The sequence below is a fragment of the Bacteroides sp. AF32-8BH genome (assembly GCF_003435205.1).
Lineage (GTDB): Bacteria > Bacteroidota > Bacteroidia > Bacteroidales > Bacteroidaceae > Bacteroides > Bacteroides ovatus.
Genome location: NZ_QVLZ01000008.1, coordinates 14842 through 30116 on the forward strand (window position 1 = coordinate 14842; position 15275 = coordinate 30116).

The 15275-nt window shown below is 40.2% G+C and carries 7 protein-coding genes; all 7 read right to left on the bottom strand.

The window, feature by feature from the left end:
* Window positions 1-19 precede the first annotated feature (19 nt).
* Complete coding sequence (locus DWZ47_RS07070; protein WP_117512657.1) at window positions 20-3283, bottom strand: DUF4450 domain-containing protein; 3264 nt, start codon at window positions 3281-3283, stop codon at window positions 20-22.
* A 16-nt stretch (window positions 3284-3299) separates the two neighbouring features.
* Window positions 3300-5411 carry a hypothetical protein gene (locus DWZ47_RS07075; RefSeq protein ID WP_117512658.1) on the bottom strand — a complete coding sequence of 704 codons (2112 nt, stop codon included), beginning with the start codon at window positions 5409-5411 and terminating at the stop codon, window positions 3300-3302.
* A 121-nt stretch (window positions 5412-5532) separates the two neighbouring features.
* Window positions 5533-7164: a RagB/SusD family nutrient uptake outer membrane protein gene (locus DWZ47_RS07080; RefSeq protein ID WP_117512659.1), complete on the bottom strand. Its 1632-nt coding sequence runs from the start codon at window positions 7162-7164 to the stop codon at window positions 5533-5535.
* Window positions 7165-7166: 2 nt separating this feature from the next.
* Window positions 7167-10301: a SusC/RagA family TonB-linked outer membrane protein gene (locus DWZ47_RS07085; RefSeq protein ID WP_007750963.1), complete on the bottom strand. Its 3135-nt coding sequence runs from the start codon at window positions 10299-10301 to the stop codon at window positions 7167-7169.
* Between the two features lie 18 nt (window positions 10302-10319).
* Window positions 10320-11978 (bottom strand): hypothetical protein, encoded by a 1659-nt coding sequence (locus DWZ47_RS07090; protein ID WP_117512660.1) that lies wholly within the window; start codon window positions 11976-11978, stop codon window positions 10320-10322.
* Window positions 11971-13710 carry a DUF5108 domain-containing protein gene (locus DWZ47_RS07095; protein ID WP_004320934.1) on the bottom strand — a complete coding sequence of 580 codons (1740 nt, stop codon included), beginning with the start codon at window positions 13708-13710 and terminating at the stop codon, window positions 11971-11973. Before DWZ47_RS07095 ends, DWZ47_RS07090 begins: the two co-directional genes overlap by 8 nt.
* A 13-nt stretch (window positions 13711-13723) precedes the next feature.
* Window positions 13724-15271, bottom strand: a complete 1548-nt coding sequence (locus tag DWZ47_RS07100; protein ID WP_004320935.1) for a RagB/SusD family nutrient uptake outer membrane protein — start codon at window positions 15269-15271, stop codon at window positions 13724-13726.
* Between the last annotated feature and the right edge of the window lie 4 nt (window positions 15272-15275).

Sequence of the window (15275 nt, forward strand, 5' to 3'; positions counted from 1 at the left end):
TTAATATGTTATTTTTATTTTATTGCAATGTAACTCCCATCAGACCGATAACAACATCGTTTGAAAGTGTTTCCAACGTCAGATGACTTAACTCTTTGGAAGGATTCAGAGGCATGTCCAAAAGTATACCTGCTCCTCCCTCGATGGAACGTCCATAAACACCCTTTATGCCTAAGTCCTTTCCCAAGTCATTGCTAACCAAACCCGTTTTAAAATGAATGCGATAAGGACGGGGAGAAACAACGGTGAATGCCTGACCATCAACATAGAAATCTTGCTCAATAGGACACCAGTTATCCGGATTCACTAATTCCAATACATCAGAAGTTCCATCTGTATAGTATACACGAACAACACCATTAGCAATGCGACACTGCATGTGGTTGGTACTGCCTGCCATCATTAAATAGGCATGAGAAGCCCGACCGGAAAGCGGAATACTTAAACTGTCGGGATAATTATCCCACAACGAAGTAAAAGCAATATTGCTTCCTTGAGCCAATGTTCGGAACGGCACACCCAGTTTGGTAGTCAGCATTTCATCACGTACCAAGGCACGCAAACCTGCATCATCAATATCAGCAGTTAATTTGGGATGACACCACTCGCCAATGCCCTGAACAGGAAGTTGCAAAGTGGTATAAGGCGAACGGGGTGTCAGATACTCATTCCGGAAAATATCAGTCACATTCGCATTGAACAAAGAATCCATATTCATCACCCGGCACTCTGACGTATTTACCTGTGAGAAAGGAAGAATGACCGGTGATTTTTCCGATTTTGTAATCTGTACGTTTACAGGCTGCCACCATTCCATCTGTCCTTGTTTCATGCGAACAAAGAATGTATGATGCCCCAAATGATCATTAACCTTACTTCTTATAGACGTATCACTAACATTCGGTTGTATCAGCACTCCCTGCGGATCATATATTTCACCGAATACCGCCCCTAAAATGGATGGAATACGGATCTCCGCTAAAGCCTCCGCCTGTATTTCAGGCAGAACCGGATTCAGATTGTTTCCTTCCCACACAATTTCGACAATTGCTTTTTTGGCAGAAGAAGCAGGAATAACAACCACCGGATAACCGGAAGCAGCTTCCGCAAAGCTCCAGTCAACTTCTTTCCCATTTACTTTCACAGAATGAATTCTTTCTCTTCCGACATTCACTTGTAATGTCAATGCCAAAGGTGCCTTAAAACGTTGCTCTATCCGGTAAATATCTGTATCTTTCTCCCTGACAAAGTGATAGGTTATGTCAGGCAAAGAAATAGAAGCTTTTGACCATCCTGCGGGAAATCCCGGACGAATCACCATCTTCCCGTTCAATACATCGGGTAAAATGCCATACAATCCTTGTACCAGTAATCGGGAAGCTACCCCTATCGGATCTCCAAAGTCACGATAACACTCTCCACGGGCAGCATCATAAAAGCTGACTTGCCCCAAATTGCCGGGACTGTTACCTAAGTACATACCATCCAGAAATGAACTTTTCATCAATCGATATGCTTCCTCCGGACGTCCTGCCTGGAAATAGGCCAAAGCTGTATGCATTACCTCTGCGAAAGCCACATTATTGATACTCCAGGAATAAGGCAACCAATTGGTAGTGGCAATCGTTGCATACCCCTCTTCCAGTCCATCGGCATACACGGGGATATGTGGTATTTCCGTATCAACATACCGTGTAGCCTGATAAGCTTGAAAAGGATCGGCAACGTCGCTATCGAGTGCATGGTATATAGTCCATAATCCCGGACTTTCGTGAAGCCGGCGATGTCCCATAAAATCCTGATATTCCGCCCAACAACCTTTGCCCTGCATCCAAAGACGCTTATTCATCGCTTTCAATATTTGCTCGGCTTCGTTCTGATAAGGTGAAGGGTCTTCGCCTATCAAAGAAGCAAGAAAAGCTGCCATTTTATTGGCACGGTAGTTATAAGCCGACGAATGGGTGACTGCGCCACTGTTGTAGTAAAGCGCATCACTTGCCCAAATACAAGCGTATGCATCATATAAACCATCATTGTCCGGATCATAATTTAATTTTTCCCAAGCTAGATGGCGGGTAATCACAGGCCACATTTTGCGGACATACGCAGTATCTCCCGTCCAGTTGAAGTGCCATAACAATTCATCCATGTAACAAAGATTCATGTCATAGTGGTGCATCTGGTTGTTACGTTCAGGATTCCGGCAAATATACCCATTACTATATTGAGGAGTTCCCCAACGTTTTTCCGAACGCGCCAGATTCATTGTAGAATCCTGTGCCGGATGAGGTATTGTATTCGGGACATCAGTCACCTGACTAGCTGCATAAGCATCAAAATGAGTCCGTGCCCGGTCATGCCAACCTAAAGCATCACCAGTATATCCGGCCCTCCACCCACTTAACGGCATACGCCAGCCAATAGCACCGTGCAACCAAACCTGCCCGTCCCAAATTCCATCGGCAGCTGCGACCAATGCACCACCCAACGTGTTCAAATAAGGGTCCGGCGTTTCTATCTTCAAATGAGAAGCCAATGCCAAAGAAGCTGCCTCCGCTTGTTGATAGAGCTTACGGACATTATAACCTTCGGGAACCTCCCCACGTACCAAGTATACTTCTTTCTGCAAAGGAAGTTCACCAGTGACAAGGTCAGTCGCTTCGACAGGAAGTTCGAAGCAATCAGCCGGATCTACCCCCATATCTCCATTACGACTCAAACGTTTTCCGGTAGCTCCCCCATGTTGCCAACGAAGTATAGCTCCTTTAGGCATATTCGAAGGAGAAAAACGCCAAATAGCTCCATCCATATCGGCTAATGCCAATACAGAAATACGCAGTTCTCCTTTTCCCCAAGACGGGTCTGTCAAATAATAGGTACGTTTTCCAGCCGAATAACGGGATTCACAATGCCCGGTGCAGTCAAGCGCCAATTCTGTTCCGTCACGAAGAATGACTTTGAAACTTATATTTCCTCCGCGTCCGTTATTATAAAAAGCAAAAACCGGTCGGTCACTTGTTTCTACCCGAAAGGGACTGTGACTACCGTACAAAGCACGAGTATACCGATTCTTACCATTGACACAAACAAACTCATCACCATCGGGACGATATTGCAACGTCCTTTTTGTACCTCGCAGATGTTCATTCAAGGAGATGGATTCTTTAAAGTCACCGATCTGCTTTGCCTCTCTTTGAGCATTTAATGGCATCACCGACAACATCAAGAGGCAACAAACAGTCAGCTTTCCTTTTAAAATAAAATTCAGATGAAAATAACTCATATTTTTTTGTGTTTGATTATGGTAATGGCTTCAATCCTTCCCAACGGACATTCCAAGTTCCATCTTTCGGAAATCCCGGATTAGTCTCCGTACATCCGTCCCAACCGGCACACATCATCGCAATAGCAGTCAGCAAGCCGCCATTACCCGGTAAATAAATACGTAAACGACCGTCCTGATAATTATGACCATTCGGCAAGTATGTGTTTGTGCGTTTATCCATCAGTAAAGCTCCAACGGCCTTTTCCGGTTCACCCAAACGGGCAGCATTCATAGCCGTCATCGGATAATCCCATCCCCAGGTTTTACCCCAATTCCAGTTATCCCAAATCCAGTGCAATGTATTTTTCATATAATCTTCCCGGATAAGTTTATTCATCGGAAGAATACCGACTGCCCCTAATACTGCCATGTGGTCGGAAGTATAACGAATATCTTTATAAGTATCTATGGCTGTTTCAGCAGCCAGATAAAGTCCTTCATTATTAGATGCTAAAGGGGAAAGTTTGTCGATCATTTCATCCCATTCCAGACTACGTTGCTGTCCCATACGTTCACGCCATTGTTGAGCGGTCTGCATGGCAAAATGCCAGTAAGAAAGTTCAAAAGGAGGATTAATTGTTTCTGCAGCACGCAACGTTTCTTGTGCAGGAATGGCACCTTTCAATACGTAACGTCCTTCCAGTTCATCGTATGTAGCAAAAGAGTACATAAATTCTGCAGTCTCCTGTACCAAACGATTATATTTCTCCAACACTTCTTTAGTCGGATCAGCACGATAAAGTAATTCTGCCAAATAAATTAGATGAGGTTGTTGCCAAATCAGAAAACTTCCTACTTTGGAAGGGGCTTCCGTTCCTGAAGGATCGGTCATTTTCATCCAGCGAACACCATCAAACCCTTGTCTTTGGGCTATTTGACGCGCTATCGGTTCAACCTTTTCATACCAACCTAATGTACGGTCAAGTAAGTTGCTACGATTCCAAAGAGCAAATTGAGCTTCGTGCCACCAGATCATTTCAAGATGGAATTTGCCAAACCACGAATTATAGGTAAGCCCCGTCTCTTGCGGAGGAGTAGTACCTGCGCTCTGAATTGCAAGCAAATATTGGCTAAGTACCACACGTCGTTCCAGTTCTTTTGCCCGTGGGGCTGTACATGCCGAAAAGTCAACAGCTGCGCCTTCCTTCCAGAACGAGTTCCAATAGTTTTTTGCTTCTTCTTGAGTTTGTGCTACAGTAACAGGCTGCGTTGAAGGAGCTGTACTAGTAAAAGCACATGTAAAAGCTAAATGATCGTCCACCGGAGTCAGGACAAAATAATGTTTTGCTTTCTCATTGAAAGTAGCCTTCCCTTCCCAATACAAAGTTACGAAATACTCTGTGCTATCTAAAGTATGTTTCAAAACTGCGGAAGATTCATTTTGAGTAACAATAGTCGTTGTATGTTTATCAACGGCTTCCCAATTACATGCATCATCACAATGAGCGCCCGTAGGATACGGAAAGCGAAAACAAATCCCGGTATGCGCCTTAGAGGTAATATTTGCAGCAATCATATCATTAGAAGGATGGCAGACTGTCTCCACTTGATAATCTTCACCGTTTAATTTAAACCGACTTTCGATTTTTCCATCCCACAAGCAAAGTTTCTGATGAACGTCAGTTACCTGTTCAATATCCGTACCTTCTTCCACGTCAAAACCGACAATTCCTAAATGAAGACGATGCGGATTGACACGAAACCAATTAGCGGCATCCTGTTGTCTGCCTTCTTCTTTGAATTGAGTAGCGTAAAGTTCTTTCTTTCCCCTGCCAAAATCATATTCTTTCAGAGTTTCTTCCGAAGTAAGCCGGTCCGGATTGGCGAAGCTATGCCAGCCCCACTGGCTCTGCGTTCCCAATGGAACTCCTTTTTTATAATTGTCCGGAAACGTCTGTAATCCGGTTATGTCTACCGTATAAGCAAACTCTCCATTTCCTACAGAAAGTGAAGCCAATGAATCGAATGCCGTCACAACAGGACTGTTCCTTTCTACTAATGCCTCACGGTCAATTATCGGCTGATTTCCATCTCCGCAAGCTGTCCAAATAAAAAGTGCTGCAATAGATACTGCGAATGTTTTCATGATTCTTTATTATTGTTATTTACAAAAGTATTTATTTTTGAAACAAATGACGCGGATTCTCATTCAAAAACCCGCGTCACTCCACCCTAATAATCCAATCCAAAGGATGATTTGAGGATCTTTATTTTAAATTCCAATGAACGAAATAACCTGCTTTTCCACCAACTTCTGCATTAATCTTAGCACGAATGGCTTCCGGATCAGCATATTTCGGACAAACACGATCAGCTATGATACTTGGATCATTGTAACGACGTGCCATACGAATCATAGTAGGATAAATCTTTCCTTCTGTCGGAAATTCAAGCATCATTTCATCAAGAATCGCTTCATCATTGGCTCTAGCATCCCCACGTGTAAACTCACGATTACCCAAATTAAATGCCCCACGAATACCCAGGTCCGGATAACGACGAGTACCTAACGTACTAGCTCCGGTCCAGTCATCTGTAAAACCATCCCATGTCACTCCACCATTCGGAAAACTTCCGTTCACTCCCTGATTAATCAATGCCGATGCTTCCGTTACACGTCCCAAATTATTGAGAGCCTCCGCCAACATGAAATACAGCTCACTGCCACGATAAATATAAATATGCACATCATCTTGATAAGCATAGGTACGCGCTGTGCTATTTGACGGACGATACTTCTGGATAACATAATTACCACTTTTATCTTTCGCAAAATAATAAGTAGAACGCTTATCCGAAGTAGCACCTCCAAGCGGATTAAAATCCGGATCAGTATAACGATCCATTCCTACCTGTGACGGAGCCAACAGATACTCATTGGGTGATTCTGTCCCAAAATGTTTCAACAAACTATTAGTCTGGTTTCCTTGATAATTATAGATAATAGCAGAAACAGTCTCTTGTGGTTGAGGATTAGTATTATCCCAAATCTTACTATATGTACCTGTCAACTTCACATTATGCATATACTGTGTTGCATCATTCACCGTACTGGCAAACTTTGCATTCATTGTATTCAAAATAACATTCACTGTTTTCTGGTAGTCACCATGCCACAAACATAACTCTCCATATAATGCAAAGAATTCCGGTGTCATATAGTCCCAATAACGATATGTACTTTCTGCTGTTTCCGTATCAGGATCGAGCCATTCTTTCCATGACATTGTATTCGTGCCATCTATTCCATCAAACCCTTTAGTTAACAAATCAAGACAGCCTTCCACTATCTCATCCAAATTCTTCACAGGAAAGTCATTCAAATCTTTCATCTCACGAATCGGATCATTAAACCAGACAGCCTCTCCATAAATCTTACCTAATGTAAGATATATCCACGCTTTCACACGAAGTGTACAACTAACCAAAGCTTTATAATGATCCAGATTAATAGCTGCCGGATTTTCTGTTTTATAATCATACAACTTTGACAAGTAGTCATTGCATGCTATAATTACATCGTAATAAGCAGCCGGATCGGCATACGAATTTCCTGTCAAGTCTGTATCATAATTGTAGATACTATACAACTCACTGGGAGCGTTCTTTGTTGGTTCCAGCAATTCACCACGTGTATCTGTCAAATAGATCACTTTGTCTCCAATGGCTTGTACTTTGGTCATAATACCTATATACCCCGAATACATCTCACTTTCTTCGGTGATGTATCCGTCATGATCTAATACATTCTTCGTCTCGACATTGAAGAAATCGTTGCATGCACCCAAGAAGAATGTCATACTTAGTAACACATATTTCAATATATTCTTTTTCATCATCCTTAAAAGTTCAAATTAACACCAAATTTAATTGACTTAGGCTGCATCATTTTCGCATAGTCAAATCCTTGCATAGCATCACTATAAGAATAAGAGAATTCAGGATCCAACCCTAAATATTTTGTAGCTGTCAACAGATTCTCACCTGTTACATACAATGTACCGGAACGGAAGAAATTCAAGAATTTCTTGTCAAAACTATAACTAAATGTAACATTCTTCATACGCAAGAAAGAAGCATCTTCTATCCAACGGTCCGAAAAATCATTGTTACCCATCGGGTCGTTCCATTGAGCACGAGGAATATTAGTTTGTTGTCCTTCCAACGACCAGCGGTTTACAACTGCCGCACTTTGATTGCCAAAAGTAGAAAGTGATTCCAAACTACGTCTCACACCATTATAAGCCTGATTCCCCTTTGAATAAGAGAATTCTGCAGACAATGCAAAAGATTTATAACTGATTCGTGTAAAAAAGCCACCGAAATACTTCGGTGCGGCACTGCCTAAAGAGACACGATCTTTACTATCGATACGCCCATCACCGTTCTGATCTACAAAATGGATGTCTCCTGCCTGATAAGCCTGTCCTTTTTGATTGACCAGATTAGCAGCATCTGCTTCAGCCTGTGTAGAAAATACCCCAAGCGTCTGATAACCATAGAACTGATAAGGAGACTCTCCTACACGGGAAACCAACTGCGCACCATCACTATAGCTATTAATCAATTGTGATGTGTTTCCTAATGACTTCACCTCCGATTCATTGCGGGCAATATTACCACCTATAATCCATTCGAAATCACGTGTACGAACCAAAGAAGCTTGCACTGCCAGTTCTACACCTTTATTTTTTATTTCTCCACAATTTGCATAATAATTTAGAGAACCAAGTGCCGATGTATGAGGTACTGCAAAAATAACATCTTTGGACAGATTATTATAATAATCCAATGTCACTTCCAAACGGTTACGCAACAGACTCATATCCAATCCAAGATTAAATTGTATGTTCTTCTCCGGTTTCAAAGTGGTGTTTGATATATTGGCACGAACAATACCGGAAGTAGTCATATAAGGTAAACTTGTATAATAATATTTTCCAAGATTGGAAGAAAAACGGCTATTACCGGACAAGCCATATTCCGCACGCAAATTTAAGCGATTTACTAATGTAGAGTTAGTCAATGGTAACCAACCTTTTCCGAGCAAAGTCACACCACCGGAAGGATATATATAAAAGTGATTTCCATAAGTACCGGCAGAGGACGCACCATCAGCCGCCACATTCAAAGAAGCTGCTACCATATCACGATAGGTATAATCAGCATGAGCATAAAAATTCGCCCAGTTCCATTTTTCCTGATAACCGTAAAAGTAGCGTCCGATTGTTTTTGTATCTCCCAATGTTTGATAAAAATCATTCGGAGTATTACGGCCTGCACCACCTTCATACTTATTTTGAGTTATCAACATTTGAGCACCTGCAAGAATATTCAAATGGTGGATACCTTGAAAAAGTCTCTGATAACGTACATTACCATTTGCGAAAATGTTCAAAGTTTCACCTACACCTTCCTTCACGGTATTTTCTGCATTACCATACTGATCGACAATCGGCAAAATACTTTTATCTGATAGTCCGGGAATAAATAGGTGTTCTTTATTATAATTATAAAACATTCCGAATGTACCATTGAACGATAATCCATTGAAAGGTTTGTAAACCAATCCAAGTCTGAAATTTACATCATACTGTCGGTTACGACCATCAAGTGTATTGACGATAGCTAAAGGATTACTGACTGCAAAATCCATATTCGTTGAATTACCATAGTAATAAGTAGAGTAAGTATCCAAAATATTACCATCAATATCTTTCTTATAAGGACTTAACAATGGAGCACGCGAATAAGCTGCTAAGATCGGATTGCTAACATTATCCATTCCCTGTTGCTGATAATTGCCTGTCAGATAAGCTAAACCGACCGTTGCTGTCATCTCCACCCATTTACTAATCAAAACATTTGTATTCAATTGTGTATGGTAACGCTGGCTTTTAGTGTAATCCATCAGTCCATTTTCCATCGCATATCCTAATGAAAGGTCATATTTGGCAATAGCATCACCACCTTCTACACGAAACAGGTTGTCTGTTACAAAACCATTTTTATAAATTTCATCTTGCCAATCTGTGGTATTGTTATACAAGTAATTGTATTTACTATTGGGATCACTCAAAAAAGGAAATTCCGAGAAAAATCCTTCCATATTACCGAAATAAGTCATACCAATATCCGAAAGGTAAGATTTGTAATCATTACCTGTAAGTAATGGCATACGTTTATTATTCCAATTCACCCCATACTGTCCATAAAAGCTGACTCGCGTATCCAAATTATCGGAAGTTGCACCATCCGTTTCAATTAGAATAACACCGTTCGACCCCATCGAACCATACATAGAAGCCTCCGCTCCTTTCAGTACAGTGATATTTTGAATATCTTGAATATTATATGCCTGAAATATATCTCTCGAAAATCCATTTATCAATTGTGATTCACGAGAATCAGGTAAATAGGGTACACCGTTAATTACCACAAGCGGAGCGTTTGAACCTACAAAAGAACGAATACCACGCAGGTTCATATAACTTCCCTCACCTGGCATACCACCTGCACGGGTTGTCTTCAAGCCTGCTACCTGTCCTGCCAAAGCCCTATCTATCTTCATACTTCCCTGCGTGAAATCTTTTTTATTGATATTCACCGCAGAAGTCAGTTCCGGACGGGAACTTTCGATTCTCATAGGTAATATAGCCGATTCATTATATTTATATGTGCTCTCCGGCATCATCAGAATAACCACTTGTGAATTATCATCTACCAAGCGAGTTTCCGGATAATAACCAGCTGCCCACACTGAAATTTGAGTCGTATTCTCTTTCAACTCCATTTTGAAAGTTCCGTCAACTCCAGTTTTCGCATCTTTACTTCCTACAGCCGAAATGATAGCCCCTTCAATCGGTTTATTCAGCGGTGAAAGTATTTTACCGCTAATTTTACGTCCTTGCGCATATACACTGGCTACCGACAGTAATAACAGCAAAGTTGTAAATATGATTTTTATTGTCTTCATATTGATTCCTTATCAAAATTAATAACAGTTCTTTGTTGGTTTCAGGCACCAGTGGTGGAAGCAACATTTGCTTGCGTTTATTCCATGGAATTTAATAACCACATTTACCGGTTGAGTGCCTCCAATAGTGACTACACCAACTTTTGCTCCATCACGATCGTACTTTGTTTTATTTTTATCTGTCGCTTTAGAAGTGTCATACCCTTCAGGATATCCCTGTCCGCCACGATCATAGTGCCAATCAGTCTTCGTCAGTTGAGAGGCTGTAACTGTTCCTACATACTCTCCATTAAAAGAAACTTCCACGTCATGTCCCATTTTTTGCTCAAATCCCAAACACAAATCATATTCACCAGGAGGTATCTTATACGGAGCAGCGACTTTAGTTACTTCATCATAACTAAAACCTGTAAAATCCAATGTGTACTCTTTAGTAGCAGAATCTGTTAATTTAAAACGTACGACGCGATTGATTATAGTTGGGAAAACACCAGGCCAACCTGACCATGCTGTCACTTTCGTATCCATTTTATCAAAAGTTAGATTTTCGCTATCAAAATAAAGCGTTTTTTCTTCTTCTGACAGATACTCATACCATCTCATAAAATCTTTGACACGATAAATCAATACATTAGTAGGAATCTTCAGTTCTTTCACATAATATGCAACACCATTACTAAGAGATACAGGATTCTCCAAATCCACCTCTTGTACTGTAGTTCGCCACTGTTTACTAAAAATAGAATTCAAGTCTATATTATCTTCAAAATCCGATTTAGTAAGTTTTTTATTAAAGAACATTGATTGAAAAGTCCAGTTTTTCAGAATAGAGTCCTCCCGTTGCATTCCCCATTCCTGTATTTTGTTACGGGCTGTAGCCAACGCACGATTGACAACTTCATTAGAAGGAATCAATACAGTCGCTGATAATGACTCTGACATCATATTAAAACCTTCAGCCTCAAAATAAGGATTAGTAACCGTGAAAATAGAATCATAGACGTTACTTCCGGTTTCATCGACACCTATAATTTTACTGGCCTCTTTATCAAATGTCAACTGATTACGCTCCATAATCATCTCCCTAAAAATAGAATAATCATCTCCTAACCCTTCAATCAACTCATATAATGATTTAGGAGTTTCCACATAATCCTCCATTTCATAAACATAGCCATTGTTCACCTTCGTTATCTTTTTCACAGCTATACCGTTGAACGAGATAGAAGTATCATTATCTTCATTTTCTACCTTCGACACATTAATATATTTTCCATTCCACATCAACACACGTTGTCCATCCGACAGATTAGACGGAGAAAGAGAAATATCCGAAATGTGTGATTTAGCCAAAAAAGTTCTATCATCTGTAGCAACTGCACGAGATAATGCATTCTCGTCACTAACCACTAAAATAGTGAACAACAAATTCTTCTCAACCATTTCATCCAGTACTCCTGTTTCACTGAACAATTGGTACATGGAACTCAATTCCGGTTGCGACTGTAAATAATCAACAGCCGACTTGTTGACTACTGCAATATTTACATTATTCACTACCTGTTCTTCCTGGGAATAATGAGAATCCCAGTCATCATTACATGCATATATACCACTTATCAGCAATATAGATGACAATATATATTTTATAGTTTTCATAAGTATGTGTTTATTCATCTTCAATTATCGGTTCAAAAGTCATATAATCTAATTGGATACGGAACTTGTTATGAGAAGAAGCAGCCGGATCGGCAACCAACATCTTCATAGAATGAACCTTCGTCTTTGAGAATTCAATCTCATCATAAATAACTACATCATAACGTCCTAATTCATTGGCTGTAATACTCGCATAAATAGGAACTTCGACATCTGTATCGGTGTCATCATCAAATGTAAACTTAATTTTACCTCCATTACTTCCACTAGTCATTGTACGCATAAAATCCATTGATTTTGCATAAGTAACTTTCAACGTCACTTTATATTTGCCAGCTATCAGAATTGGTGTTTTCATGGTAACGGAACCATTATATCCCAAATTCAAATAGATATGATCTGTATTTTTACAATTGATCCAGTCCGAGCCTTTTGTCTTCGGAGTTGCATAGCCCACGCGATAATATCCGCCGTTTTGACCATCTAGAGATGTAAGAGTGCTCCTGGCATCTACGGTGTAACAAGAGAGCGAAGAGACATCCGACTGGCGCTCTTTTTCATCTGCCGTCTGATACTTTTGGTCCGGATCACCATAACCACCATTCACCCAAGAAGCTACCTCCTCATAATCAGCAAAGTCCCATTCTACGCGCACCGGAATCTCGGATTCCCACAAAGGCAACCAGCTATCTATTTCATGTAAAATACCATTTTTAGCCTGTACATCGGAACCGTCTTCAACAAACATCGCTTTCACCGATTGACCATCAATTTCTCCTTTATAATTAAAATACAACTTATTGCCACTCTGCATAGATGCTTCCAATACTGCATCTGCTTTGGTAGTCCACAATCGTGTAGTTGCACCTCCACTAAAATTGTTGAAATCAAAAACAGAGTAACTTCCACCAATCACATGATATGCCACATAGCGAAATAATTCGTTTGCTTTATCTTTATAGTCTGTTCCTATTGCACCTACTTTAGCAGCCAGATCAGCAACAGAAGTAACTCCTTCAGAACGATAGGTATCATCTGATACAGCCAGCAACGTATAATTCCGTTTTTGCTGAATAACCGTATTATCTTCCTGCCTTATTTCATCGTAAATAGTACTCAAACTGTCTTTCCAACTTGTTTGTTCCAAAGCATCAACAAAAATGGAGTATTTATTACTACTTTCACTGATACGTTCATATAGGCTTTCCACCAAAGGAGACATCACATCATTCAATACATACACATATCCATTAGACACTTGGATAGCCAGTTCCTTTACATGCGCTTCTTTATTCACATAAATTGAATTAAATCCTCCAGCCTCCGAACTTTCATCAAAAGAGACGGAAAGATAATCATCCGAAAGAGTTTTAGCTTCCAGTTTACCTCCTTGAACAAAAGTATTCAGATTGATAGAATCATTCACGATATGATATTCAGCAAGACTACGGGCATAGTCTTTTCCCAATTCCTGAATAGAAGATACATTCTTTTTAGTATAGAAACTGCGCACAGCTTCATTTGTAGGAACCAATACCGTAAAATAAGACGAAGCCTGATTTACGGCATTAAACAAATCTGCATACTTCAATACAGTGATCCACTCGGAAAATTCATCAGAACGAGTTTCCAGATAAGACGATACCGGATTCATATCATAAACCTGATAGGTAGAGTCTTCATAGGGATCGTTGCATGCACTGAATAATGCAACCAATAATAATAAATATATATTTCCTAAAGTCTTCATAAATGGCTGTTTATTAATTATTACCTGTTATTCCATAATATGGATTCTGTACCAATAAGTTGTTATTTTCAATTTCATCCGCGTGAATTGGTAAATACCATGCATATTCATTCTGAAGAACTGAACGTATCCAACTAGCATTCGCTGTTGTATTGTATTGCTGAACCAAAGCAATAAAAGCTGATTTATGAGCATAGTTCTTACTTTTGGCATAACGTATCATGTCATACCAACGCTTACCTTCAGCCGCCAATTCAATATTACGTTCCGGCAATAAATAGTTTTCCATCATTGAGCTTTCATCCTCCTCATCTAAAGCTATAGTTTTTTCAGGCAAGTTAGCACGAGTACGGATCTGATTTATAATATCAACAGCCTCCTGCCAATTTTCCTTTCCTTTCCAAATTAATGCTTCCGCCTTCATCAACATGACATCTGCCATTCTGTAAATAATCCAGTTAGCATCATCTTTCAAACGTATTGCATCCGGATTCGTTGGGTCGGTATCGCCCATCTCATATTTCCATATACAATGAACGATGTTCTCTCCATCAGTATAAGCTATAAAAGCACCAAATTGGCTACGGATTGCATCTTTTCCTGCCATAACCTCTTCAAAATCATTGACCAAATCCTCACCCATTTTAGTAGAATATCGATAATTGGGATTTGTACCAGTCGTATACATAGCACTTGGCCCTCCCGTCTGGCTATAGGTGTTGCCATCCCAGTTCACTTCAAAAATGGATTCATTACTATTCCCCGGATTAAAAATTGTATACCAGTTCTCCGGAATTGTAATAAATGCCGGACGACGTGATGCAGTAGCGTTGATTAATAGGTCTGCATACTTAATACAAGTATCATAATCTTCGGTCCACAAGGAAACTTCCGACATTAATGCATACAAAGCCCATTTAGTAGCCCGTCCTTTGGAAGCATTCCAATTATCATTATCATAAAATTCCTTCGCACCTCCAGAGTCAAGAGCTGTTTGCACATCCGCCTTAATTTGCTTCAAGATTTCTTCTTCTGAAGATTTGGCAATAGAAAACGGAGTAGAGTCATCCTCATAAGGAGTTGTTACCAAAGGCACTTCTTTAAAATTGCGTACCAAGTAAAAATACATTAATGCTCGCATGAAATAAGCTTCGGAAAGATGTGCATTCATTGCGCCTTCTGTATAGGTATCATCTATTTCACGTACTCCCGGAGCATGAGCGATGACCACATTGGCCATGTTGATCACTTGATACATGTTCTCCCATTTACAAATAGCTTCTGTTCCATCCAACTGGAAATTCTGCAACTTCATCCCATCCTTATCACCTGTCAAGGTACAAATAGATGCTCCTCGCAGTTCTCCCCATTTCAGCAATGATTGGCAGGAGGAACGCATATAATAATAACCGGAAGCAATGACTGCTTCTACATCTTCTTTCGATTTCCAGTAAGCGTCAGTCACTTGTTCATTTTTGGGAAGCAAGTCCAACCAATCGCTGCAACTACTGTTCAGCAGCAGGCTACCTGCCATTATCCCTATATAAATCAGTTTCTTCATGTCT

What these genes read in the sequence shown, in the direction of transcription:
- DWZ47_RS07070 (WP_117512657.1), bottom strand. Translation starts at nt 3,283, where the DNA reads ATGAGTTATTTTCATCTGAATTTTATTTTAAAAGGAAAGCTGACTGTT.
- DWZ47_RS07075 (WP_117512658.1), bottom strand. Translation starts at nt 5,411, where the DNA reads ATGAAAACATTCGCAGTATCTATTGCAGCACTTTTTATTTGGACAGCT.
- DWZ47_RS07080 (WP_117512659.1), bottom strand. Translation starts at nt 7,164, where the DNA reads ATGATGAAAAAGAATATATTGAAATATGTGTTACTAAGTATGACATTC.
- DWZ47_RS07085 (WP_007750963.1), bottom strand. Translation starts at nt 10,301, where the DNA reads ATGAAGACAATAAAAATCATATTTACAACTTTGCTGTTATTACTGTCG.
- DWZ47_RS07090 (WP_117512660.1), bottom strand. Translation starts at nt 11,978, where the DNA reads ATGAATAAACACATACTTATGAAAACTATAAAATATATATTGTCATCT.
- DWZ47_RS07095 (WP_004320934.1), bottom strand. Translation starts at nt 13,710, where the DNA reads ATGAAGACTTTAGGAAATATATATTTATTATTATTGGTTGCATTATTC.
- DWZ47_RS07100 (WP_004320935.1), bottom strand. Translation starts at nt 15,271, where the DNA reads ATGAAGAAACTGATTTATATAGGGATAATGGCAGGTAGCCTGCTGCTG.